Source organism: Pantoea sp. QMID4 (assembly GCF_030270445.1).
GTDB lineage: Bacteria > Pseudomonadota > Gammaproteobacteria > Enterobacterales > Enterobacteriaceae > Pantoea > Pantoea vagans.
Window position 1 is genome coordinate 57,624 of the sequence record NZ_BSXL01000005.1, and the last position, 22,640, is coordinate 80,263.

Annotated in this window: 24 protein-coding genes and 1 pseudogene; 9 read left to right on the forward strand and 16 right to left on the reverse strand. The window is 55.3% G+C overall.

Annotation, left to right across the window (positions count from 1 at the left end):
* Positions 1-94: 94 nt before the first annotated feature.
* The 3 genes from QSK07_RS12260 to QSK07_RS12270 are packed head-to-tail and all read left to right on the forward strand — an operon-like array spanning position 95 to position 3,770.
* Positions 95-1,405: an MFS transporter gene (locus QSK07_RS12260; RefSeq protein ID WP_275222090.1), complete on the forward strand. Its 1,311-nt coding sequence runs from the start codon at positions 95-97 to the stop codon at positions 1,403-1,405.
* A gap of 14 nt (positions 1,406-1,419) precedes the next feature.
* Positions 1,420-2,508 (forward strand): tartrate dehydrogenase, encoded by a 1,089-nt coding sequence (locus QSK07_RS12265; RefSeq protein WP_285721713.1) that lies wholly within the window; start codon positions 1,420-1,422, stop codon positions 2,506-2,508.
* 2 nt (positions 2,509-2,510) lie between these two features.
* Positions 2,511-3,770, forward strand: coding sequence for a glycerate kinase type-2 family protein (locus QSK07_RS12270; RefSeq protein ID WP_275245607.1), 1,260 nt, complete (start codon positions 2,511-2,513; stop codon positions 3,768-3,770).
* A 230-nt stretch (positions 3,771-4,000) separates the two neighbouring features.
* On the opposite strand, the gene QSK07_RS12275 is transcribed toward QSK07_RS12270, so the two are convergent.
* The 4 genes from QSK07_RS12275 to QSK07_RS12290 all read right to left on the reverse strand — a co-directional run bounded on the left by QSK07_RS12275 (position 4,001) and on the right by QSK07_RS12290 (position 6,374).
* The gene (locus QSK07_RS12275; RefSeq protein WP_285721712.1) at positions 4,001-4,678 is read right to left on the reverse strand and encodes an anti-sigma factor; all 678 of its coding nucleotides are present in this window, start codon (positions 4,676-4,678) and stop codon (positions 4,001-4,003) included.
* Entirely contained in the window at positions 4,675-5,223 is a 549-nt protein-coding gene (locus tag QSK07_RS12280; protein ID WP_098049922.1) for a sigma-70 family RNA polymerase sigma factor, read from the reverse strand. Before QSK07_RS12280 ends, QSK07_RS12275 begins: the two co-directional genes overlap by 4 nt.
* Positions 5,224-5,283: 60 nt before the next feature.
* Positions 5,284-5,844, reverse strand: a complete 561-nt coding sequence (locus QSK07_RS12285; protein WP_285721711.1) for a fasciclin domain-containing protein — start codon at positions 5,842-5,844, stop codon at positions 5,284-5,286.
* Positions 5,845-5,972: 128 nt separating this feature from the next.
* Positions 5,973-6,374 carry a RidA family protein gene (locus QSK07_RS12290; RefSeq protein ID WP_285721710.1) on the reverse strand — a complete coding sequence of 134 codons (402 nt, stop codon included), beginning with the start codon at positions 6,372-6,374 and terminating at the stop codon, positions 5,973-5,975.
* Between the two features lie 143 nt (positions 6,375-6,517).
* Here QSK07_RS12290 and QSK07_RS12295 point away from each other — a divergent pair, with 143 nt between their 5' ends.
* Positions 6,518-7,111, forward strand: a complete 594-nt coding sequence (locus QSK07_RS12295; protein ID WP_275222084.1) for a TetR/AcrR family transcriptional regulator — start codon at positions 6,518-6,520, stop codon at positions 7,109-7,111.
* Between the two features lie 64 nt (positions 7,112-7,175).
* Here the strand turns inward: QSK07_RS12295 and QSK07_RS12300 are convergent, their stop codons facing one another.
* The 7 genes from QSK07_RS12300 to QSK07_RS12330 all read right to left on the reverse strand — a co-directional run bounded on the left by QSK07_RS12300 (position 7,176) and on the right by QSK07_RS12330 (position 13,245).
* On the reverse strand, positions 7,176-7,955 hold the full coding sequence (locus tag QSK07_RS12300) for an ABC transporter ATP-binding protein (RefSeq protein ID WP_285721709.1): 780 nt from the start codon (positions 7,953-7,955) through the stop codon (positions 7,176-7,178).
* On the reverse strand, positions 7,952-8,638 hold the full coding sequence (locus tag QSK07_RS12305; RefSeq protein WP_275222083.1) for an ABC transporter permease: 687 nt from the start codon (positions 8,636-8,638) through the stop codon (positions 7,952-7,954). Before QSK07_RS12305 ends, QSK07_RS12300 begins: the two co-directional genes overlap by 4 nt.
* 9 nt (positions 8,639-8,647) lie before the next feature.
* Positions 8,648-9,373: an ABC transporter permease gene (locus QSK07_RS12310; protein WP_285721708.1), complete on the reverse strand. Its 726-nt coding sequence runs from the start codon at positions 9,371-9,373 to the stop codon at positions 8,648-8,650.
* A 6-nt stretch (positions 9,374-9,379) separates the two neighbouring features.
* Positions 9,380-10,228 (reverse strand): ABC transporter substrate-binding protein, encoded by an 849-nt coding sequence (locus QSK07_RS12315; RefSeq protein WP_275222081.1) that lies wholly within the window; start codon positions 10,226-10,228, stop codon positions 9,380-9,382.
* Between the two features lie 21 nt (positions 10,229-10,249).
* On the reverse strand, positions 10,250-11,437 hold the full coding sequence (locus QSK07_RS12320; RefSeq protein ID WP_285721707.1) for a M20 metallopeptidase family protein: 1,188 nt from the start codon (positions 11,435-11,437) through the stop codon (positions 10,250-10,252).
* Between the two features lie 275 nt (positions 11,438-11,712).
* Positions 11,713-12,579, reverse strand: a complete 867-nt coding sequence (locus tag QSK07_RS12325) for an alpha/beta fold hydrolase (RefSeq protein ID WP_285721706.1) — start codon at positions 12,577-12,579, stop codon at positions 11,713-11,715.
* Between the two features lie 51 nt (positions 12,580-12,630).
* Positions 12,631-13,245 carry a TetR/AcrR family transcriptional regulator gene (locus QSK07_RS12330; RefSeq protein ID WP_098049929.1) on the reverse strand — a complete coding sequence of 205 codons (615 nt, stop codon included), beginning with the start codon at positions 13,243-13,245 and terminating at the stop codon, positions 12,631-12,633.
* Positions 13,246-13,429: 184 nt separating this feature from the next.
* Here QSK07_RS12330 and QSK07_RS12335 point away from each other — a divergent pair, with 184 nt between their 5' ends.
* Positions 13,430-14,461, forward strand: a complete 1,032-nt coding sequence (locus QSK07_RS12335; RefSeq protein WP_285721705.1) for an AI-2E family transporter — start codon at positions 13,430-13,432, stop codon at positions 14,459-14,461.
* Here the strand turns inward: QSK07_RS12335 and QSK07_RS12340 are convergent.
* Entirely contained in the window at positions 14,450-17,179 is a 2,730-nt protein-coding gene (locus QSK07_RS12340; RefSeq protein WP_285721704.1) for a cation-transporting P-type ATPase, read from the reverse strand. The two genes, QSK07_RS12335 and QSK07_RS12340, sit on opposite strands and share 12 nt — an antisense overlap.
* A gap of 573 nt (positions 17,180-17,752) precedes the next feature.
* On the opposite strand from QSK07_RS12340, the gene QSK07_RS12345 reads away from it, so the two are divergent.
* From QSK07_RS12345 to QSK07_RS12355, 3 genes and pseudogenes are all read left to right on the forward strand, one after another.
* The gene (locus tag QSK07_RS12345) at positions 17,753-18,244 is read left to right on the forward strand and encodes an HlyD family secretion protein (protein WP_285721703.1); all 492 of its coding nucleotides are present in this window, start codon (positions 17,753-17,755) and stop codon (positions 18,242-18,244) included.
* 51 nt (positions 18,245-18,295) lie between these two features.
* Positions 18,296-19,605, forward strand: a pseudogene (locus tag QSK07_RS12350) (efflux RND transporter permease subunit); the annotation flags it as partial.
* A 13-nt stretch (positions 19,606-19,618) separates the two neighbouring features.
* Positions 19,619-19,834, forward strand: coding sequence for a hypothetical protein (locus tag QSK07_RS12355; protein ID WP_285721702.1), 216 nt, complete (start codon positions 19,619-19,621; stop codon positions 19,832-19,834).
* Here the strand turns inward: QSK07_RS12355 and QSK07_RS12360 are convergent.
* From QSK07_RS12360 to QSK07_RS12370, 3 genes are all read right to left on the reverse strand, one after another.
* Positions 19,784-20,512, reverse strand: coding sequence for a DJ-1/PfpI family protein (locus QSK07_RS12360; protein ID WP_285721701.1), 729 nt, complete (start codon positions 20,510-20,512; stop codon positions 19,784-19,786). The genes QSK07_RS12355 and QSK07_RS12360 overlap by 51 nt on opposite strands.
* A 126-nt stretch (positions 20,513-20,638) precedes the next feature.
* Complete coding sequence (locus QSK07_RS12365) at positions 20,639-20,962, reverse strand: AzlD domain-containing protein (protein ID WP_285721761.1); 324 nt, start codon at positions 20,960-20,962, stop codon at positions 20,639-20,641.
* Positions 20,959-21,627: an AzlC family ABC transporter permease gene (locus QSK07_RS12370; protein WP_285721700.1), complete on the reverse strand. Its 669-nt coding sequence runs from the start codon at positions 21,625-21,627 to the stop codon at positions 20,959-20,961. The genes QSK07_RS12365 and QSK07_RS12370 overlap by 4 nt, the downstream gene beginning before the upstream one ends.
* Before the next feature lie 111 nt (positions 21,628-21,738).
* On the opposite strand from QSK07_RS12370, the gene QSK07_RS12375 reads away from it, so the two are divergent.
* Positions 21,739-22,287: a helix-turn-helix domain-containing protein gene (locus tag QSK07_RS12375; RefSeq protein ID WP_285721699.1), complete on the forward strand. Its 549-nt coding sequence runs from the start codon at positions 21,739-21,741 to the stop codon at positions 22,285-22,287.
* Here the strand turns inward: QSK07_RS12375 and QSK07_RS12380 are convergent, their stop codons facing one another.
* The gene (locus tag QSK07_RS12380; protein WP_285721698.1) at positions 22,288-22,626 is read right to left on the reverse strand and encodes an ASCH domain-containing protein; all 339 of its coding nucleotides are present in this window, start codon (positions 22,624-22,626) and stop codon (positions 22,288-22,290) included.
* Between the last annotated feature and the right edge of the window lie 14 nt (positions 22,627-22,640).

A 22,640-nucleotide genomic window follows, 5' to 3' on the forward strand; every position in this document is an offset into this window, starting at 1 on the left:
TATAAAGCAGTGCCGATGATAAAGACGCTCAAAACTTCATACTGGGATTATTACAAAACAATAACAACCCTACATGACTGTGGAGCATTGCGAAATGAATAATGACCTCGAAAAAAAGGTTATGCGCAAGGTTACCCTTCGCATCATTCCTTTTATCATGCTGCTGTATTTCATCGCATTTCTGGACCGTGTGAACATCGGTTTTGCAGCCCTGACCATGAATCAGGATCTGGGATTTTCACCCACCGTATTCGGGCTGGGCGCTGGCATTTTCTTTCTCGGTTATTTTCTGTTTGAGGTCCCGTCAAACTTAATTCTGCATAAAGTCGGTGCCCGCATCTGGATTGCCCGCGTGATGATCACCTGGGGTCTGGTTTCTGGTTGTATGGCCTTTGTGCAGGGCACAACCAGTTTTTATGTTCTGCGTTTTCTGCTCGGCGTGGCAGAGGCCGGTTTTTTCCCCGGCATTATCCTCTACCTCAGCTACTGGTTCCCGGCAGCAAAACGCGCCCAGGTCACGGCAATTTTTATGGCTGCAGCGCCCCTTTCTACGGCACTCGGATCGCCCATCTCGGCGGCACTGCTGGAGATGCATGGCTTTCTGGGTTATGCCGGCTGGCAGTGGATGTTCATCGTTGAAGCGATACCGGCATTACTGCTCGGCGTGGTTGTCCTGTTCTTTCTTACCGACCGCCCGGCCAAAGCGAAATGGCTGACCGACGAGGAGCGCACCTGGCTGGAAAACACCATGTGCGCTGAGGAGCAGGCCCGGGGAGCGAAACAGAGCCACACCAGCGCCTGGCAGGGACTGGCGGATAAACGTGTTCTGGCGCTGGCGCTGGTCTACTTTGGTACATCGGCCGGGTTGTACACGCTTGGCATCTGGTCACCGCAGATTATCCGCAGCTTCGGCGCAACCTCAATGGAGACAGGCTTCCTGAACGCCTTTCCCGCTGTAATCGGTGTTATCGCTATGATCCTCTGGGCGCGGCACTCTGACCGCACCCGGGAACGCAGCTGGCATGTGATTGGCGCGTGCCTGCTGGCTGCCGCCGGACTCATTTATGCCGGTAACGTCAGCACGCTTTTCGCCGTCATCGTCGCCCTGACCCTGGTCACTGCAGGTATCAGTGCTTCCAAGCCGCCACTGTGGAGTATGCCGACGCTTTTCCTCAGCGGGCCGGCGGCAGCGGCGGGCATCGCTACCATCAACTCTATTGGCAACCTCGGCGGATTTGTCGGCCCGATGATGATTGGCGTAATCCGTCAGCAGACGGGTAGCTATACCTGGGGCCTCTACTTTGTCGCCGGATTGCTGGGGCTCTCTGCTCTGGTAGTTCTGGTTCTTTCTGCCAGAACGAATAAGCCACAAACAGCCAAAATTCCTCATCCTCATACTCATTAACTGGAGAAGTCACTATGCGTAATTACAAAATTGCTGCCATCCCTGCCGACGGTATCGGTCCGGAAGTTATTTCAGCGGGTGTTGAAGTTCTGCAGGCGCTGACACGCCATAATCCGCAGCTGAAGTTTGAGATCGAGACGTTTGACTGGGGTTCAGATTATTACAAACAGCATGGTGTGATGATGCCGGAAACCGGGCTGAACACGCTGAAGACATTTGATGCTATTTACTTTGGCGCGGTCGGCGCACCGGATGTGCCTGACCACATTACGCTGTGGGGGCTGCGTCTGCCCATTTGCCAGGGTTTCGATCAATACGCCAATGTCAGACCAACCAAAATCCTGCCTGGCGTAACTTCTCCGCTGCGAAACCGCGGTCCGGGCGATGTAGACTGGGTCATTGTGCGTGAAAACTCCGAAGGTGAATATTCCGGGAATGGCGGCCGCGCACATCGTGGTTTACCGGAAGAAGTGGGCACCGAGGTGGCGATCTTTACCCGCGTTGGCGTCACACGGATTATGCGCTATGCCTTCAGACTGGCGCAGTCCCGTCCGCGTAAACTGCTGACCGTGGTGACCAAATCGAATGCCCAGCGCCATGGGATGGTGATGTGGGATGAAATCGCCGCCGAAGTGGCGCTGGAGTTCCCGGATGTGCAGTGGGACAAAATGCTGGTCGATGCCATGACACACCGTATGACGCTGCATCCGCAGACGCTGGATACCATCGTTGCCACTAACCTGCACGCCGATATCCTTTCAGACCTTGCCGGTGCGCTGGCCGGAAGTCTGGGCGTTGCACCGACCGCCAATATTGATCCCGAACGCCGCTTCCCTTCGATGTTTGAACCGATCCATGGCTCAGCCTTCGACATTACCGGCAAAGGCATCGCAAACCCGATAGCCACATTCTGGACCGCCGTACAGATGCTGGAGCATCTGGGCGAACGTGACGCCGCTGCGCTGATTATGGACAGCATCGAATATGTTTGCGAGAAAGGCATTCTGACGCCGGATGTCGGTGGCACTGCCACGACCGCTGACGTCACCTGCGCGGTCGTGCAGTTTATTGAAGCCAGCGCTGACGTTACCGAGACGGCATAACCATGAGAAATGAACAGGCCGCGACGATCCTGCGCGATATTTTTCAGCACGCTGTTGACAGCGCCCGGGCCGGGCCGGTTATCCCGCCGAACCTGCCGGAGAAACCGCGTGGCCGCTGTGTGGTGATCGGTGCCGGTAAAGCCTCAGCGGCGATGGCGGCAGCGGTCGATGCGGCCTGGCCGGATGTGGATGTGTCAGGCGTTGTCGTCACGCGTTACGGGCACGCGGTGCCTGCCGGACGCATCCGTATTATCGAGGCGGCCCACCCGGTGTCAGATGCCATGAGCGAAACGGCGGCGATGCTGATTGTGGAGACGTTGCGCGGGTTAACACCGGATGATCTGGTGCTGGCGCTGATTTCAGGGGGAGGATCAGCGCTGATGGCGCTGCCTGCACCGGGACTGACCCTGGCAGATAAGCAGAAAATTACCCGCGCACTGCTGCACAGCGGTGCCAGCATCAGGGAGATGAATCTGGTTCGTCGCCATCTTTCCGCAGTGAAAGGCGGCAAGCTGGCACGCCTGGCGCAGCCGGCACGTATCGTGTCATTGATCATCAGTGATGTGCCGGGCGATGACCCGACGGACGTGGCGTCCGGCCCTACCGTTGCCGATCACAGTGCGCCACCCGACGCGCTCAGGATGCTCGAACGTTACGGTATCGCGGTCCCTGAAGCGGTTCGCAACGTGCTGAACCAGCCCGCCAGTCCGGTGGAAAACGCAGTGAACAGTGAAGTCAGGCTGATCGCGGCACCAGCGCTGGCGTTGCAGGCGGCGGCGCAGGCCGCACGCCTGCACGGGCTGACGCCCCTGATTCTGGGGGACGCAATTGAGGGTGAAAGCCGTGAAGTGGCCGTAGTGATGGCCGGTATCGCCAGGTCGGTGAAGCAGCATGGTCAGCCGGTTCGCGGTCCTGCGCTGCTGCTATCGGGAGGCGAGACCACCGTGACGGTCAGGCAGGGTCAGGCTGGAAAAGGGGGGCGTAACACTGAGTTTCTGCTCAGCCTTGCCTGTGCATTGCAGGGTCAGGAGGGTATCTGGGCCATCGCTGGTGACAGTGACGGTATTGATGGCACAGAAGATGCGGCAGGTGCGATGGTCTTTCCGGACACACTCACACGCGGCAAACTGAGCGGCCTTAATGCGCTTAACTCTCTCGATGACCATGACAGTTACAGCTATTTTCACACGCTGGATGATCTGCTGATAACCGGTCCTACGTTAACAAACGTCAACGATATCCGGGCAATCCTGATTGCGTGAGCGTGTCGCTCTCCCGCGTGCCGGGGGAGCGACGTTTTATCCGTTAACGCAGTTCACTGCCCTGGCCATTCAGGAAAGAGCTGGCTGACGGGCCGACTCATTTCAGCCATAAAATCAAAAAACACAGACTGACTGCCCGGTGCACGTTTTGAAAGCTGCCTGGCTACCCCTCTTCCAGGCCACAACATGCATTCACGGCCAGGCGGCCGATAAATCTACGATGATGCAAGTTAAAGCAACGTGACTTTGCCCTGAAAAATCACCGGCCCGGACGGCCCGCTGAGTTCAGAACCACCCACTGGTTCCAGACTTACCGCCAGTATGGTCTTATTATCCAGCTCCCCGGAAGGCAACTTAAAGGCGTTACTGTTACGGTGATCGATCAGTCCCAGTGATTGTGGCGGAGCACTGCCCTTTATCAGCCACAGCTGTAAGTTTTTATTTTCTGGCAGCATGACGTTTAGTGCAGAGACCTGAATTAATGACGCGCTCTTGTCCAGACTCACAACAAATTGTGCATCGGGCTGCGCGCCACTGAGTACCGCAATCGGCTGCAGCACGTGCGTCGCATCGGGCTTTATCACCCAGCTAAATACGAGTATGCCGGTCATTGCCGCGGCGAGGCCCCAACCGAGCCAGAATCCGGGATGCTGCTGTTTGCGTTTTTGTCCGGGGATGCCAGATTTCCGATCAACATCCTGCGCAATCTGCTGCCAGAGTGCTGAAGGCGGGGCGATCTCCTGAGTCATCAGGTCAATGCCACTGAACGCGTTCTGCCAGCGCACCACCTCTGCGGCAAAGGCTGCATCGTCATTAAAGCGTTTATCCAGCCGTTGCCGGGTGTCTGCGTCTGTTAGCCCAAGCACATATTCCGCGGCAATGAGATCATCATTTTCCTGACCAGTCATAAGCCTATGCACTCCCGAAGATGGGTTAACGCGCGACGGATCCAGCTTTTTACCGTTCCTTCGGGCTGTCTCATGGAGATTGCGATCTCACTCTGTGACAGGCCACGATAATAGGCGAGCGAAAGGCTTTGTCGCTGTTCTGACGGTAACTGCGCCATACAGTGCTGAAGGCGGCGCGCCTCTGCAGGACCTTCGTCAGAGGGACGTGAACGCTGAAAATCCGCTTCAGCTTCGCTGATTTCCTCAATCGAACAGCATCTGTTCTCGTGTTTACGCAGAAAATCGATCGCTCTGTTTCTTGCAATGTGACTCAGCCAGATGAGCGGTTCACTGCGCTTGTGGTCGTAGAAGTTGGCCGACTGCCAGATTTGAATAAAGGTGTCATGGAGGATCTCTTCTGCCCAGTCGCGCCGTCTGACCATACGCAGAATAATGCCGTAAAGCCGGGGTGAGAGGACGTGATAGAGCTGCGCCAGCGCAGATTTATCACCGCAGGCAATCTGGTTCATTAAGTCAGCCTGAATATGAGGCACAGTGTTTGTCATCGGCTTCCCTGTTAAGGTGTAGCCACAGTATCAGTGGCTACGCACAGTATAGGTAATGCTTTACGGCATCAGCACGGTATCGATAACGTCAATGACGCCGTTGCTCTGATTCACATCATAAGTGGTAATGTTAGCGACATTGCTCTGAGCATCTTTAAGCTGAATGTTGTGCGGGCCGTTTGCCATCACCCACAGGGATGCGCCATTTACCGTTTTCAGCTCCGCTTTGCCTCCACCCGCTTTGATTTTTTTCTCCAGTGCTTTCATGTCCAGTTTTCCTGCGACCACATGGTAGGTCAGAACGCTGGTGAGCTTCTGTTTGTTCTCTGGCTTAAGCAGAGAGTCGACGGTGCCCTGCGGCAATTTTGCAAAGGCGGCATTGGTCGGCGCAAAAACGGTAAATGGCCCCTTCCCTTCGAGCGTTGGAACCAGACCGGCAGCCTTAACAGCCGCGACCAGCGTGGTGTGATCTTTCGAGTTAACAGCATTCTCAACAATATTTTTTGACGGGTACATGGCAGCACCACCGACCATGACCGTATCGCTGTCCATGGATGCCGCACAGGAGGCACCGCTGAAAACAAATGCAGAAAAAAGCAGAGCTGGCAGGAATGGTTTCATTTTCACTTCCCTCATTGAGTTAGCAGACAGGGCCGATGTGCCCTTATCTGTTAATACGAATGAGCGAAGAAAACGGATGCAAAAATTTTAATTATTTTCTTCCGGCATCCGTTTATGGCATGACCGGGTTATTTTTGTTGTGGCGGAACGCGGGCAATCACCTTGATTTCAAAATCAAATCCTGCCAGCCAGGTAACGCCCACCGCAGTCCAGTTAGGGTAAGGCGGCTGCGGAAAAATGGACTGCTTCACCTGCATGATGGTTTCAAACTGGTTGTCCGGATCGGTGTGGAACGTGGTGACATCGACCAGGTCGTCAAAAGAGCAGCCTGCAGCAGCGAGCGTGGCCGCCAGATTTTCAAACGCCCGTTCAACCTGAGCAGCAAAATCGGGTTCGGGCGTGCCGTCAGCACGGCTGCCCACCTGACCGGAGACAAACAGCAAATCGCCTGAGCGGATGGCAGCAGAATAACCATGCTCCTCATAAAGGGCATGACGGTTAGCGGGGAAAACAGGTTCGCGCGTAATCATAGTGGTTCCTTTCATAGCGTCAGTCGGGAAAGCAGGATGCGGCGCACACAGGATTGATCTAATATACGCGGCGTATGTCACATTAACAACGCATACGCCGCGTATGTCAAATAATATACGAGACGTATATGAAAGGAGAGCTTATGGCTGCTAAACGTCGCGCTGAAACAATGGAAGAGAACCGTGCAAAGCTGATTGCAGCAGCGCGCACCGCATTTGCTGAAAAAGGGTTTGCGGCAGCATCTATGGATGAACTGACGGCCAGCGTGGGCCTGACCCGTGGTGCGCTTTACCATAATTTCGGCGATAAAAAGGGGCTGCTGGCGGCGGTCGTGGCACAGGTTGATGGTGAGATGGCGCAGCGGGCTAAAGCAGCCGCATCCGGCGTGACAGATGGGTGGGAGAAGCTGGTGGCAGAAGGCATCGCCTATATTCAGTTAGCCATGGATGCAGAAGTGCAGCGTGTTGTGCTGCGCGATGGCCCGGCGTTTCTGGGTGATCCCGCGCAATGGCCCAGCCAGAATAGCTGTCTGGAAGCCACGCGCGAAACGATTGTGAAGCTGACCGAGAGCGGAACGATCAAGCCGGTAGACGCCGATGCCGCCGCGCATCTGCTGAACAGCGCAGCACTGAATGCCGCACTCTGGGTCGGCTCCAGCAGTGACCCGGAAAAAGCACTGCCAAAGATGATCGAGGTGTTCACCCAGCTGGCGGGCGGCCTGCGCCAGATGGATTAATACTGAACATGGCTTCAAACGATAGACATCAGTGCTGAAGCCAGAGGGCATCATCCCGGTTACTCTAGCCTGCATTGCGTTCAAAGTGGCTGTTCACAAAGGCACGGCAGCGCGGCGAGATCGGATCGAGGAACACCTGTTCCGGCGAACCCGACTCCTCAATCATCCCCTGATGCAGAAACACCGCTTTGTTCGACACGTCACGCGCAAAGCCCATCTCATGGGTTACGATAATCATGGTACGCCCTTCTTCTGCCAGACTGCGGATCACCCGCAGCACTTCACCTACCAGCTCCGGATCCAGCGCAGAGGTCGGCTCATCAAACAGGATCGCTTTCGGCTGCTGCGCCAGCGCCCGGGCAATCGCCACGCGCTGCTGCTGCCCGCCTGACAGCTGCGACGGCCAGGCGTCGCGTTTTGCGTAAAGCCCCACTTTATGCAGCAGCGCTTCGGCTTCATCAATCGCCTCTTTATGGCTGCGCTTCTGCACATGAACCGGCGCTTCGATGATGTTCTGCATTACCGTTTTATGCGGCCACAGATTGAAGCTCTGAAACACAAAACCAAGCTGCATCCGCATCAGCTTGATGCGACGGCGTTGCTCACGACTCAGTTTTTCGTCGGCGTTATCCAGCGTGACGTTTATCTCGCCAACCGCGATTTCACCCGCCTGCGGCACTTCAAGAAACGGGATGCAGCGTAGCAGCGTACTTTTGCCTGAACCGCTGGCACCAATCAGCGAAATCACATCGCCATCCTGCGCGGTCAGGCTGATGTCGTGCAGCACTTCATGTCCCGCATAACTCTTTCTGAGATGACTCAGCATGATAGTAGGTGCGGTCATGATCGTGCTCCGAAATAGTAGGGTGATAAGCGTCGCTCCAGCATCGATACGCCTTTGCTGACCAGCATGGTCAGTATCAGGTAGATCACCGCCGCGCTCAGGAACACCTCCAGCGCCCGGAACGTGGAGGAAACAATTGAGTCGGCAATGCCGGTCATTTCCATCAGGCTGATGGTGCTGACCAGCGACGTCGCTTTAATCATAGAGATAATTTCATTGCTGTAAGCCGGCAGCGCCTGACGAATCGCAATCGGTAAAGTGATGCGGATAAAAATCTTGTACGACGACATGCCCGAGACCTTAGCCGCCTCCAGTGACTGCTGGCTGACGGCACGCAGCCCGCCGCGCAGAATCTCCGAGGTGTAAGCCGCATCGTTAAGGATCAGCGCCAGCAAGCCGCACCAGTAAGGATCGCGCAGCAGCGGCCAGAAAAGGCTTTCGCGCACTGCCGGTAAACTGCCGAGACCGTAATAGACCATAAAAATCTGGATTAACAATGGCGTACCGCGAAACAGCCAGACGTAGAAACGGCAGAACAGGCTGCCGACGCGCGTCATGCGCAGCAGGTTAAGCAGCAATGCCAGCACGCCGCCCCCCAGCAGCGAGAGCAGCGCCAGATTAATCGTCAGCGGCAATCCTTTCAGCAGCGCCAGCAGCGTCTGCTGTAAAAACATCATATCCACGTGGACTCCTTATCCCTTCACGCGCTGTTGACCGCGCATCGCAAACTTTTCCACGTAGCGGAAAACCATATCGGAACAGGTGGTGATAATCAGGTAGGTCACCGCACCCACGCTGTAGAAGAAAAAGGACATCTGGGTAGAGTTGGCTGCGGTCGAGATCTGGTTCATGGTTTCCACCAGCCCTGTTACCGAGACCAGCGCCGACTCTTTAATCACCGATTGCCACTGGTTGCCCATGCCTGGCAGCGCGGTGCGTAACGCCTGTGGCACGATAATGCGGCGAAACATCATCAGCCGCCCCATGCCGGTCACGGTCGCCGCTTCCAGCGTACCGCCCGGAATGGCGTAGAACGCGCCGCGAAATACGCCGCTCTGATAGGCACCGGAGATCAGACCAATGGCGATCGCACCCGCCACAAAACCGTTCACATCGAACGGCCCCTGGAAGCCCAGCGCGGTGCCCACCGTGGAGACCACCTGACGTCCACCGAAGTAGAAGAGGTAGATCACCAGCAGTTCCGGCACGCCGCGAAACAGCGTGATGTAGCCTGCCGCCAGCCGTTGCTGCCAGCGCGAACCGGCAATCTGCATCCAGCAGAGCACGCTGCCCAACAGGGCACCCAGCAGCCAGGCGCAGAGCGACACGCTGACCGTGACGGCGGCGGCGTTAAGCAGCACGCCTCCCCAGCCCTCATCTCCGAAGCCCAGTATCTGCCAGTCAATATTCATCAGCATCAGTGGTTACGCTTTTGGCGCGACATCTTCGCCAAACCATTTCATCGACAGTTTGCTGAGCGTGCCATCTTTGATCATTGAGTCTAGCGCCTGATTCAGCACCTGCTGCAGCTCACTGTTACCTTTACGCAGACCAATCGCCGAGCCTGCACCCAGCACACCACCCGAAAAGCCATAACCGCTGCTGCTGATGGCATCGCTGTGTTTTTTCACAAAGGCATTGAGGTTGGTGCGTGAAGCCATGACGGCATCAACACGGCCATTCATCAGGTCAGCGAAGGTTTCAGGACCGGCCTGATAGGTGCGGATAGTGGCAACATCGCCCAGGTATTTCTGCAGGAAGTCCGCCTGAATAGTGGCGACCTGCACCGCAATGGTTTTGCCTTTAAACGTGGTTTTCAGATCGTCGATTGCTTTTTTCATGCCGGCGTCGTCATCCGCCGTCACCACCGTGCCGCTACCTGGCAGCGTGGCAAGCGGGCTTTTTTTTGCGGTCACAAAGCCGGAAACGCTGACGGTGTACTGATGAGTAAAATCGATCGCTTCAGCGCGCTTTGGCGTCACCGTCACCGCATCTATCACCGCATCATATTTACCGTCGATCAGGCCCGGGATCATGCCTGACCATTTCTGAGCGATGATTTCATATTTGAAACCTGCACGCTTCGCCAGCTCCGCCACCATATCCGGCTCATAGCCGACGATTTTTCCACTCGGGGTCGTCTGGTTAAATGGAGGATAAGCCGCTTCGGTAGCAAACTTCAGCGTGCCGAAATCTTTCGCCTGGCTAAAGGCGGAAGTGGCAAGCAGTGCCACGGTCAGAGACGCATTCAGGAGACGGTTACGCATCATCATATAAACCTCATGTCTTTATTATTAAGAGAGTAAATCAATAGCAAGGCGGGTCAGCGCCTGCGTCCCGGCGGCAATGCTGCGTTCGTCCGGCTGATAGTCGGAGTTATGCAGATGATCGTCACGGCCCGGCGTAGCGGATCCAATATGAATCTGACAACCCGGTACCCGTTCCGTAAACAGTGAAAAATCCTCGGCACCAAAGCTGGCGCTGGGCTGCGCGATAATGGCCTTATCAAACTGATGCGACAGAATCTGCTCCAGTGAATCGATAAGGCGATCGTCGTTCATTAAGGGTGGGACGCCACGCTGGAAGTTAACTTCAATGCGGACGTTCTGCGCCAGTGCCACCCCTTCGCACATCCGTTTAAATGACGCTTCCATCGCAGCCCGTACTTCCGGCGATTTGGTACGGATGGTGCCCTGAAACAGACAGCTGTCAGGAATGATGTTGTGGGTGGTGCCGCCCTGAATGTGCCCGATGGTTAACACGGCGGAGTGAGCAGGATCGCGTTCACGCGAAATGATAGTCTGGAGCTGGCTGATGAGATGCACGGTGGCGAGTATCGGATCGGTGCCCATATGCGGACGGGCCGCGTGGGTCGATAGGCCGTGCACCGTCACGTCGAATTCGTCGCTGGAGGCGGTACTGGCACCGCGCGTCAGGGCAACGTCACCCGCAGCCAGTTCAGGTTTGTTATGCAGAGTCACTGCCCAGTCAATGCCGTCGGCCACGCCATCGGCGATCATCGCCTCAGCACCACTTTCTGGTGTCTCTTCCGCAGGCTGGAAGATCAGCCGGACGCGGCCTTTTAGCTGCTGACGATAGTGCGGCAGGATTGTGGCCACACCCAGCATCGTCGCCGTGTGAATGTCGTGACCACAGGCGTGCATTTTGCCGGGATAGTGGCTGGCAAAGGATAAACCCGTCTGTTCATGTATGGACAGCGCATCCATATCAGCACGTAATAGCAGTGTCTTACCCGGCTCCGCGCCGTCGATATCCACCACGACACCGCTGCGGCCAACTCCTGTCCGGGGATTCAATCCCAGCGCCTGCAGATATTCTGTGACCAGACTGGCCGTACGCAGCGTATCAAAGCCTAATTCCGGATGCGCATGGATATCACGCCGAATCGCCACTAATTGCGGTTCAATCTCATTAACTCTGGCTTTTATTTCCCCGGCCAGTCGCTCTTTTTCCTGATTCATCGCAGCCCCGGCAATATGAGACCGGCAATCTGATGCCGGCCCTCTTTTTAAGCTCATCCTGACGTTGGATGGTGGTGACCGTTTATTTATTCACAGCACGTGACAGAAAGCAACGCGTTATAACCCATGAATAATCATTAAAAATCAGCATCTTATATTTATTTATTGGAAAGCCGTATGAGATAGCAGCGGATCAGCAATAATATTAATAATCCGCCGTCCCACATTACTTTCCCTACTTTCTGAGCGGTGTCATTCAGCGTATAGGCGGGGGGTTAACTAAAGAAGTCTGCCAGTATTTCCGCTAATTTCTCCGGTTGTTCGTCAGGAATAAAATGACCGCAGTTATGAATAGTTTCACTGCTTACCTGCTGCGCCACAGCGCGTAACGGCGTAGCCATATCAGGTATCGATCCCTGGTCAGCACTCACCGCCAGCAACGGCATTGACAGCTTACCGTTTAACGCACGCTGACGGTTCTGCTCTGCCGACTGTGCGAAGGCGCGGTAAAAAGCCAGTCCCGCGCGTAGAGCGCCGGGCTGCTGAAAAATGCGCAGATATTCACGTCGGGCCGTCGCATCAATCAGATGAGGATTCGCTGCCTTACGGTTAAAAAACCAGTCAAGATAGATCGCCTCCCTGCCGGTGATCAGTGCTTCCGGCAGATCATCCACACAGTGAAAGCCGAAATGCCAGGTTTTCCAGGCGCTATCACCGACCATCGGCAGCAGGTCAGGCAGGGTCACACCGGGAATACCGCCATCCAGCAGCGCGAGACGGCTGACCTTATCGGGATGGGCTGCCGCCAGTGACCAGGCGGTCCATGCTCCAACATCATGTCCGGCCAGATGAAAGCGTTCGATTTCCAGCTGATTTAGCAACGTCACAATGCATGTCGCTACACTGTCGGTGTCATAGCCACTGGCCGGGAAATCTGAATCACCCTGCCCCGGCAGGTCGGGTGCAATGACATGAAAACGACTGGCCAGTCTGGGAATCACTTCCCGCCACGCGTAACTGCTCTGCGGAAAACCAGCGAGCAACACCACTGTTTCTGCGTGTTCGCTGCCAGCACTAAGGTAATGCAGGCGCTGTGTGCCAACGTTGATAAAATGATGCTGATAATCGGGTTGAGAATACATAATGCCTCCGGATAATAAGGAAGCGATCACTTCCTTAATAGATAAAAAAATTCAGTCGAGTAACTTCAGTGCCAGAGGGATGATGCTGCTATCGGGCCGGGTAGCCGCAACTTTACCGGCCACGCGCATCCCCAGCACGATACAGAGCATCAGCGAAGCGGTGGCTTCACAGTCCAGTGCAGAATTAACCGAACCATCCTGCTGACCCAGCCTGATAATCTGCCGTAGGTTCTGCTGATTGCGCATCAGCGCCGCGATGACCGCGCCGGCCAGCTCCTCATCCAGCGTCTGCAACTCCACGGCGCTTACCGCGACCAGACAGCCGCGCTCGCCTTCCACATCGCGCACTGAATCCACGTAAAAATTCAGCAGCGCCGCCAGTTGCTCACGGCCATTTTCACATTGCGCCAGCCGCGCAGTTAAGCTGCCGTTACGCTGTGAGAGATAGCGGGCAAAGACCGTAGCAAACAGCGTTTGTTTGTCGGTGAAGGCTTTATAAATGCTGCCGGTGGTCAGCTGCATAGCCTGGCCCAAATCACCGATCGAGGTGGCGTGATAGCCTTTTTGCCGGAAAACCAGCATTGCGCTGTCGAGTGCCGCATCGGTGTCAAATGCCCGTGGTCGTCCCCGATCTTTAATACGGTTGTCATGCATTGATAGCACCATTGGGAAATGATTGTTCCCTTAAACATAGACTGATTCGACTGCGATAAAAAGCATTTTTATGCTGGCATAAAATCAGCAGTGCCAATCCTTCGTCTTCCCGCCCCCTCCCCTCTGACCTGACGCAAAGCACTGACAGGTGAGCCTCATCTATACTGCTGCTTATCTTTGCTGAAGGAGTCCGAACATGGGACTGAGCTGGTTTACTCTCTGGCAACCGCTGGCGCGCGTGCTGTTTATTCTCGCCTCTCTGACAATTATTCTCACCGGCCTTTATCTGGCGGCACCGCTGATCAATCAGGTCCTGCTGGCGGCGTTACTGGCTATAATGCTTGACCCACTGATTACCCGGCTGGATAAAAAGCGCATTCCACGCATTATCTCATCTCTGCTGGTGATTACGCTGATGCTGATGATCATGGTAGTTACTACTCTCAAGCTAACGGCACTGACACCTGATTTAATACAGCTCAGCCGCCAGGCCCCCATGCTGCTGGCGGCACGGCTGGAACAGCTGACACTGGTCTTTGCCCGGCTTGATATCGGTATGACGCCTGACCAGATGCTCACTTTTGTCGATGCGGGTGCAATAGTGCGCATCGTTACCGCGTTTCTGACGCAAATTCCCGGCGTCATCTCCTGGTGGATCATGGTGTTCCTGATGCTGCTGTTCATGCTCTATGAGATGCCGCTGCTGAAAGCGGCGCTTCAGCAGCGGGTCAGCGGAAAAAATCAGGCCTTTTATCTGGCGCTACAGGAGGGAATTGAGAGCGTGATTGTTTATACCCGGGTGAAAACACTGACCAGTATTCCTGGCGGGATCATCGTGGGTTTAGGTGTGCACCTGATCGGGCTGAAGTTTGCCTTTTTCTGGGGCGTGCTGATGTTCATCTTTAACTATGTGCCGGTGCTGGGCTCTTTCCTGGCCGCGATTCCGCCGGTGATCCAGAGCTACATCATGTTTGATTTACAGGTTGCGCTGGCGGTTTCAGGCTTCTTTATGGTGCTGAATTTATGCCTGAGGTCGGTGATTGAACCGCTGCTGATTGGTAAACGACTCAATCTGGCGCTCACCACACAGTTGCTGGCGTTTCTCTTCTGGCAGGCGTTACTGGGGATTACTGGCGGGATACTGGCTATTCCTCTGACCTATCTGATTAAGAAGGTCCTGCTGGCGAGCTATCCGCAGCAGGACCTGGAGTCAGAGTTAACTCAGTGATGGCGTCTTCACCCGCCATGCGCGGGTGAGGCGTTTCTCAATCTCTACCACGATGAAGATTGCGATACTGACAAACAGCGAAATCAGCCAGTAGTTAATCGGCAGCGGGCGGGTTCCGAACAGCGTGTTCATCAACGGCACGTAGATAATGATCGCCTGAAGCACAATCAGTACCAGCGTCACCAGCCAGATACCGCGGTTTTTCAGCAGGCCACGGTTCAGGGAGAAACCATCCGTATTGCGGCAGTTAAGCATGTAGACCCACTGCGCCGTAACCAGCATCTGCAGCAGCACGGTGCGGATAAACTCAGGACTGTAGCCACGCGGTTGCAGCCAGGCTTCCAGCACAAAGGCACTGATTGAAATCAGCAGGCTGACAAATACCACGCGCCAGATGGCGTAAGCGTCCATGACGTGTGCTTTGACATTACGGGGTGGCCGGCACATCGCATTGGGTTCTGCTGGCTCAAATGCCAGACCAAACGACAGCGTGGCGGAGGTCGCCATGTTCATCCACAGGATCTGTACCGGCGTTAACGGCAGCAGATTACCCATCAAAATTGCGATAATAATCAGCAGCCCCTGCGCCATACAGGTTGGCATAACGAACAGAATGGTTTTTTTCAGGTTGTCATAAACCCGACGACCTTCTTTGATTGCCGCCGCGATGGTAGCAAAGTTGTCGTCGGCCAGAATCATATCGGCCGCTTCTTTTGTTACCTCCGTGCCTTTAATCCCCATCGCGATGCCGACGTTCGCCTGCTTCAGCGCCGGTGCGTCGTTGACGCCGTCGCCGGTCATACCCACGATCTCGCCACTCGCTTCCAGTGCTTTCACCAGACGCAGTTTATGTTCCGGGCTGGTGCGGGCAAAAATATCATAGGTTTTTGCCGCCTCCGCAAGTTCAGCGTCACTCATATGTTCAAGCTGGTAACCTGTGATGGCCGTCTGGCTGTTGCCTATCCCCAGCATCTGACCAATCGCCATTGCCGTTTCCTGATGGTCGCCGGTGATCATTTTGACGCGAATGCCCGCTTTCTGGCATTCATCAATGGCAGTTATGGCTTCAGGACGCGGCGGATCCATCATGCAGGCAAGCCCCAGCAGCACCATGTCACTTTTCAGATCGGCATGATCCAGCGAGGTAATGGGTGCGGAGGTTTTTTTCCAGGCCGCAGCAACGGTGCGTAATCCTTCACTGGCATAGGTAGTGATGGCTGCATCCCAGTAAGCACGGTCAATCGGCTCTGCACCGTCCGACGTTTGCTGTTGCTGACACAGCGTCAGCAGCACATCCGGTGCGCCGGTCAGCAGAACATAAGATTCACCGTCAGCTACACAGCTGACCGCCATATATTTATAGAGGGAATCGAACGGCAGCTTGCTCACCACGTCAACCGGCTGAGGCGTCGTCAGACCTTTGGCTGCCAGCACTTTCAGTGCGCCTTCAGTCGGGCCGCCAACAATCGTCCAGAGCCCCTGTCTTTCCTGACGCAGCTGGCTTTCATTACAGGTGTCTACCGCATGGAGGAACTGCTGGAACAACGGATCCTGTGCCGCTGAAGCTTTCGCGTTGCCGCCCTGCTCAGCCACAATTTCGCCTTTGGGTTCGTAGCTGTTGCCGCTGACGCGCCAGCGGCTTTTTGCCAGTACCACCGCTTTCACCGTCATCTCATTCATTGTGAGTGTGCCGGTTTTATCAGAACAGATAACGGACATGGCACCCAGAGTTTCTACCGTCGGCAGTTTGCGGATAATCGCATTGGTGCGCGCCATCGACTGCACACCCAGCGACAGAATAATGGAGATAATGGCGGGCAGACCTTCCGGCACGGTGGCAACGGCCAGGCTGATGACGGACAGCAGCAATTCGCCTAGTGGAATGTCACGCAGCATGAAGCCGAAGATAAACAGTACGACCATCATGACCAGGATGATAAGGAAAATGGCTTTACCCAGTTTGTCGATCTGCACCAGCAGCGGAGTTTTAGCCTCTTTTATGCCGCTGATCATTTCGTTGATATGGCCCAGTTCCGTATCACCCCCGCTGGCGATGACCACACCTGAGGCGGTGCCAGAACTAACGGTGGTGCCAGAAAACGCCAGATTCAGACGGTCCCCCAGCGACTTTTCACCGTTCAGCGTGTCGATGTTCTTAGACACCACCGTCGATTCGCCGGTGAGAATCGCCTCTTCAACACGCAAGTTATTGACCTCAAACAGTCTGAGGTCCGCCGGGATTTTGTCGCCGGGTCGTAACATCACTACGTCGCCGACCACAATATCGCGTGTTGCGACGGTGACCTGTTTGCCATCCCGCACCAGCATCGCTTCACTGGCGAGCATGTTTTGAATGCTGTTCAGCGATTTCTCGGCATTGCTCTCCTGAATAAAGCCGATCAGGGCATTGATAACGGCTACGCCGATAATGACAAAGGTATCAACCCAGTGGCCCATGAGCCCGGTGATCACCGATGCGGCCAGCAGAATATAAATCAGCACATCTTTAAAATGAGCGATAAATTTGAGTAGCGCTGATTTATCCGCTTTTTGCGGCAGCGCGTTTGGCCCCTGTTTCTGCAGACGTTCCTGTGCGTCAGCAGTCGATAATCCTGCCGGAGAGCTTTGCAGATCAGAAAATATCTCGGCTACACTACGCTGATACCAGGGGCGCTCAGATAAAGCTAAGGCTTTATCCTGCTTATCATTATTTAGCATATATAAACCTCGTGCCATTTAGCGATGAATTAAAGGCGCAATTAAAAGACATGCATTTTGCGGGAAGCCGCTCCTGCCGGAAATGACCGATATCATATTTAGGTAAGAAACGCCTGATGAATAACATAAAATGGCTAAATTAAATCTGACTTATATTATGAGAATGACAACGTTGTTTTTTGTTTAGCTAAGGTTTAAGTATGCTGATGCAGTGTGCGTCGGCTTTTACTCTGGCTCACAAAAGGAAACTCTGATGAAAAAAAAGAGCATTATCATGCTTTGCGGTTTCGTTATTCTCGCGGTCACCGCAACCACATTAGTCGGCTTACTGACCTGGCTGGTGGTCTCTCATATAGCGGCGTAACCCGATTCAGGCGAAGCGGCCCTGCCGTCTCGTTAAAATAACGATTACGAATATTAAAAATATTTTTATCCCGGTGGCAATAAGCACCAGGCTAATGACGCTTTGACGCTTATTAAACCGCAGTGAAATAGCTGATGTTAAGGCGAATAAAATGATTAAACGCAAGGTTATTCTCGTTTTTCTCTGTTGCTTATTTATGACAGCATGCGATGAAAAAAAGAACCGGACGCGCCACCTCTCCGCGTAATAAATTTTTTACCCTTGGGCCGGATATTGCGCAGAATATGCTGGTATTTGCTACACATATTCAGACTGGAAATAATACCGACCTGGCTTTCAAAAGGGCGGGCCAGCTGGTACAGCTGGATATCCGTGACGGAACGCCCGTGAAAGCGGGGCAAATTCTTGCCACCCTGAACGATACGGATGCGAAACTTCGGGTACGCGATCGTCAGACAGCGCTGCAGCTGACGGAGCGGCAATTTCAGCGCTTTCATACGCTGGCCCAGCGCAGCGCCGTTTCACAATCGGAAATGGATGTGCAGCGTGCTAACCGCGATACCGCACTGAAAATGATGAAGGAAAAGTTGCAGTTTCTTACCCTGCGCGCGCCGCTTGATGGCGTGAGTGCCAGAGTGCAGGCGCGTAATCATCAGCGGACTGCAGCCGGGCGACCGCATTGTTGCTGCCAGTGTGGGTGAGCAGCGTGACGTTGATGCGGTGCGCATCTGGCAGCGTGAGCGGGGGTTATAATGCGTATTCTGGAGCACTTTCTTGATAAACCCCTTCGCATCTGGATGGTTATTCTGCTGCCGGGCGTAGGTGGCATTTATGCACTGCTGAACACTGGCCGCTTTGAGGATCCGCGGTTTAACATCAAATCTGCGGTGATTGTAACTCACTATCCTGGCGCGGCAGCCCAGCAGGTCGAAGAAGAGGTGACTCTGCCGCTGGAAAATGCATTGCAACGCCTGCCGTCACTGGACAATGTCACGTCCATTTCAGGCAATGGCCTGTCGCAGATTACCGTCAATATCCATACCCGCTATCTTGCCGAGCAGCTGCCACAAATCTGGGATGAGCTAAGCCGTCGGGTCGGCGATGCGGCCCGGCAGTTTCCGCCAGGCGTGCAGGCTCCGCTGGTTAACGACGACTTCGGCGATGTTTATGGCTATTTCTTCGTTATTCATGACAAAGACTTTACGAAAAGTGAACTGCGTAACTATGCCGATCAGCTGCGGCGCGATCTGATGCTGGTGCCCGGCGTGGCGAAAGTCGCGGTAGCGGGCGTTGAGCAGGAGGAGGTCTGCATTGCCCTTTCCGCCAGCAAATGACCGCCTATGGCATGACGCCGCAGCGCGTCGCCGATCTGCTGAACTGGAACAACAGTGTTACCAGTGCCGGCACGCTGCGGATCGACAGCGAATCAATCCGTTTTCACCCTACCGGCGAATTAAAGACGCTCGACTACCTTGCGAATCTGCCCATTCTGCCTGCGGGCAGCCCGCAGAACGTGCATCTGCGCGATATCGCCACGCTGACACGTGGCGTGACCGATAATCCTGCCAATATCTACTTTGCCGATGGTGAAGCGGCACTGGCAATCGGCATTTCGTTTGCGCCTGGCGTCAACGTGATTGATGTCGGGGACACGCTCTCCGCCCGTATAGCACACTACCAGCAGAATACCCCTGCCGGGATCAGCCTGAAAGTGTTCTACAACCAGGCGCATGAGGTGAAACAGTCTGTTGATGGCTTTATCCTCAACTTCCTGATGGCGCTGGCGATTGTGGTGGGAACGCTGCTGCTGTTCATGGGCCTGCGCAGCGGCATAGTGATTGCCGCGTCACTGGCACTAAACGTGCTCGGCACGCTACTGATGATGTACCTGTTTAAACTGGAACGGCAGCGGGTGTCGCTGGGCGCGCTGATTATCTCGCTCAGCATGCTGCTGGATAATGCCATCGTCGTTGTCGAAGGGGTAGAGATCGACCACCAGCGCGGACATCCTTTACAGCAGGCGATTTCCCGCATGGCGCGCCGCAAAGCTTTGCCCCTGCTTTAACGCTATCCGGTTGCCGGATAAAGCCCAATGGCTGACCACATTTCTGACCACCCTCGGCAAAACCATGACCGGCGTTTATATCCTGCATTACCTGCTGGCAGCCGCTATCCGCTTTCAGACCCTGGGCGACAAACTGCTGGTCATCGCCCTGACGTTGATCTTCTCAATGGCGCTTTCACTGCTGCTGTTGCGTATCCCCGGCGTCCGTAAGCTGATCAGTCTGTAATCGCCGTGCGGCATGCTCCGTTGCTGCACGCCGCGTGGCGATGAACTCAGCCATTTTCGCCCGTGCCTGCTCAACCTCCTCGGGCGGCGCGGTCTGCGGCGAGCCGCAGGAAAACGGCGGTTCGGGGTCATATTCCATCTGCAGCTGAATGGCTCTGGCGACGGCGTCCCCGGCAATTTCTGCCACCAGCGTCAGGGCGAAATCAATGCCGGAAGTGACGCCCGCGCCGCTGATACGATTGCGGTCACGCACCACCCGCTGATTCACCGGCTCCGCGCCCAGCAAAGCCAGTTGATCGATGGAACTCCAGTGTGAGGTCGCACGGTATCCTTTCAGCAATCCGGCAGCGCCCAGCACCAGCGAACCGGTACAGACCGAGGTAACCCACTGTGCGTGGTCAGCCTGCCGACGCAGAAAATTCAGCGTTTCCTCATCCGACATCAGGGCAATCTGTCCTGGCCCGCCCGGTACGCAGATCACATCCAGTAACGGGCAATCGACAAAGGTGGCAGTCGGTAGTATCGACAGGCCGCGATCGGATCGCACGAGCTGACGATCTTTCCAGATCAGATGGCACTCCACGCCGGGCGTGCGTGCAAATACTTCCCACGGGCCGGTTAAATCGAGCTGGGTAACATCAGGAAACAGTAACAAACCAATCTGTAATGGACGATTCATGCGTGAACTCCGGCGGGTGATGAATGACCATCATGCCGTGATGCCCTGTCAGATAGCAATTATGGGCGCCGAAGACGCTTTACAGCGTCTCCGGGAGAGAAAGCGGCGGAATTGCGTAATGAAGCCTCAGGCCACGCCGAGAAAACGCAGCAGCGCGGTCATCGCTGCCGCCCCCAGAATAATGACAATAAGTGGTGCCCGGCGCCATGCCAGTAACAGAGCAAAACCCACGCCCGCCCCCCGTGCCACACCAGCAAAGTGCTGGCCCTCAAATAGCGTAGTCGTGGCCGCGACGGCCAGCAGTAGCACCGTGGCAGCGTCGGAGAGCATCTGCTGGGTACGTTCGCTAATCGGAAGACGGTTTCCCAGCCTGACGCCGGCAAAGCGCATCAGATACGTTCCGGCGGCCAGCATGGCGATGCCGGCGATGATCATTCCCTGATGCGTCATTTGCGCGATCGCCATGTCAGCAGGCCCAGCAGCGAGAAGAGCACCGGCATGCCCGCCGGAACCAGCGGCGTCGCCAGCAATGAGAGCAGCGCGCCCACGGTGGCAGGGATCCGGGTCCGCCGCTGCCGCAGCGCCGGGAAGATCAGGGCAATCAGGATCGCCGGAAACACCGCATCCAGTCCAATCACCGAGACATCGGGAATAAACTGACCAACCGCCGCCCCAACCATAACACTCACCGGCCAGATTAAGCCGATACCGATGCCGCACAGCCAGTAAGCGCTGCGACGCTGGGCCAGCTGTGGTTGTGAGATACCAAATACCACGCTTTCATCATTCATGATATGACAGCCAAACCAGCCCCGGGGCCCCTTTCCAACCAGATCTTTGACCGCAATGCCAAAAGGCAGATGACGCGCATTCACCAGCAGGCCTGCGGCGGCTGCAGTAAAGGGACTGCCGCCACCAGCCACGATGTCGATAAACAGAAACTCAGACGCGCCTGCCAGCACCAGCGTTGAGAGCGCCAGCGGCACCCAGAGCGGAAACCCGTCGGCGGAGGCCAGCGAGCCATAGGATAAACCGACAATTCCATCAGCCAGACAGACCAGAAAAATCGCTTTGATCACCCCTTTGTCCAGCAACTGCATTTGCGGAAAAAGCATCACTCTGTCTCATAATGAACGTATTATCCGATATAATGAACACCTCACCATCGCTTTACAAGACGAACAAAGCGTTCGATATAAAAAACTTTTCGTTTATCAGGAGTGCGTTTGAATACCCCTATCAGCATCATTGCCAATGCCTTAGTGCGTGAACGTCAGCGAGCCGGCCTGTCACTGGCTGAAGTCGCGCGTCGTGCCGGTATCGCCAAATCAACGCTCTCACAGCTGGAGGCGGGTAACGGCAATCCGGGCATTGAGACGCTGTGGTCACTGTGCGTGACGCTGAATATTCCGTTTTCACGGCTGCTGGAGCCGGATGCGCGTCGTCTGCAGGTGATCCGCCGTGGAGAAGGTCTGACGGTAACTGCCGATCTGGCAGACTATAAGGCGGTTCTGCTGGCATCCTGCCCGCCCGGGGTCCGGCGTGATATCTATCTGCTGGAGGTTCAGCCTGGCAGTGAGCGCATTTCACAGCCCCATATTCCCAATACGATTGAGCATATTATTATTGCTAAAGGACGGGCGCTGGTGGGTCCGGTGGACAGCGCGGTGGAGCTGGATGTGGGTGATTACATTACCTATCCGGGCGACGAGCTGCATATCTTTCGGGCGCTGGAAGCCGATACGCTGGCGCTGCTGGTGATAGAGCACAGCTAGTTACCGCTCAGCAAGTTTCTGCCGGGTTTCTGCGGGTGTGAGGTGCGTAATCAGCTGCACCTCACTGCTCAATCTGATCGCCGGATAGTGCTCGCGCATCCCCTCCAGCAGCACCGCATCCGGCCATTCGTGCTCTTTCCCCAGTTTCGCAGCGACTTTGTTTAAGCGCAGTGTATCGATCCGCGTCACCCAGACGATCACCGTGTCGGCTTCATCCTGCTGATTGACCAGCCTCAGCGGGCCGGTGGCGATATCGCCCTCCTGCCAGCGTATCGTGGAGGTTTTCTCGCCGCGTCTGACGACGGGCATCACACGGGGAACCAGTGTAAGTTGCTGCATTTCCTCTCCTTTCT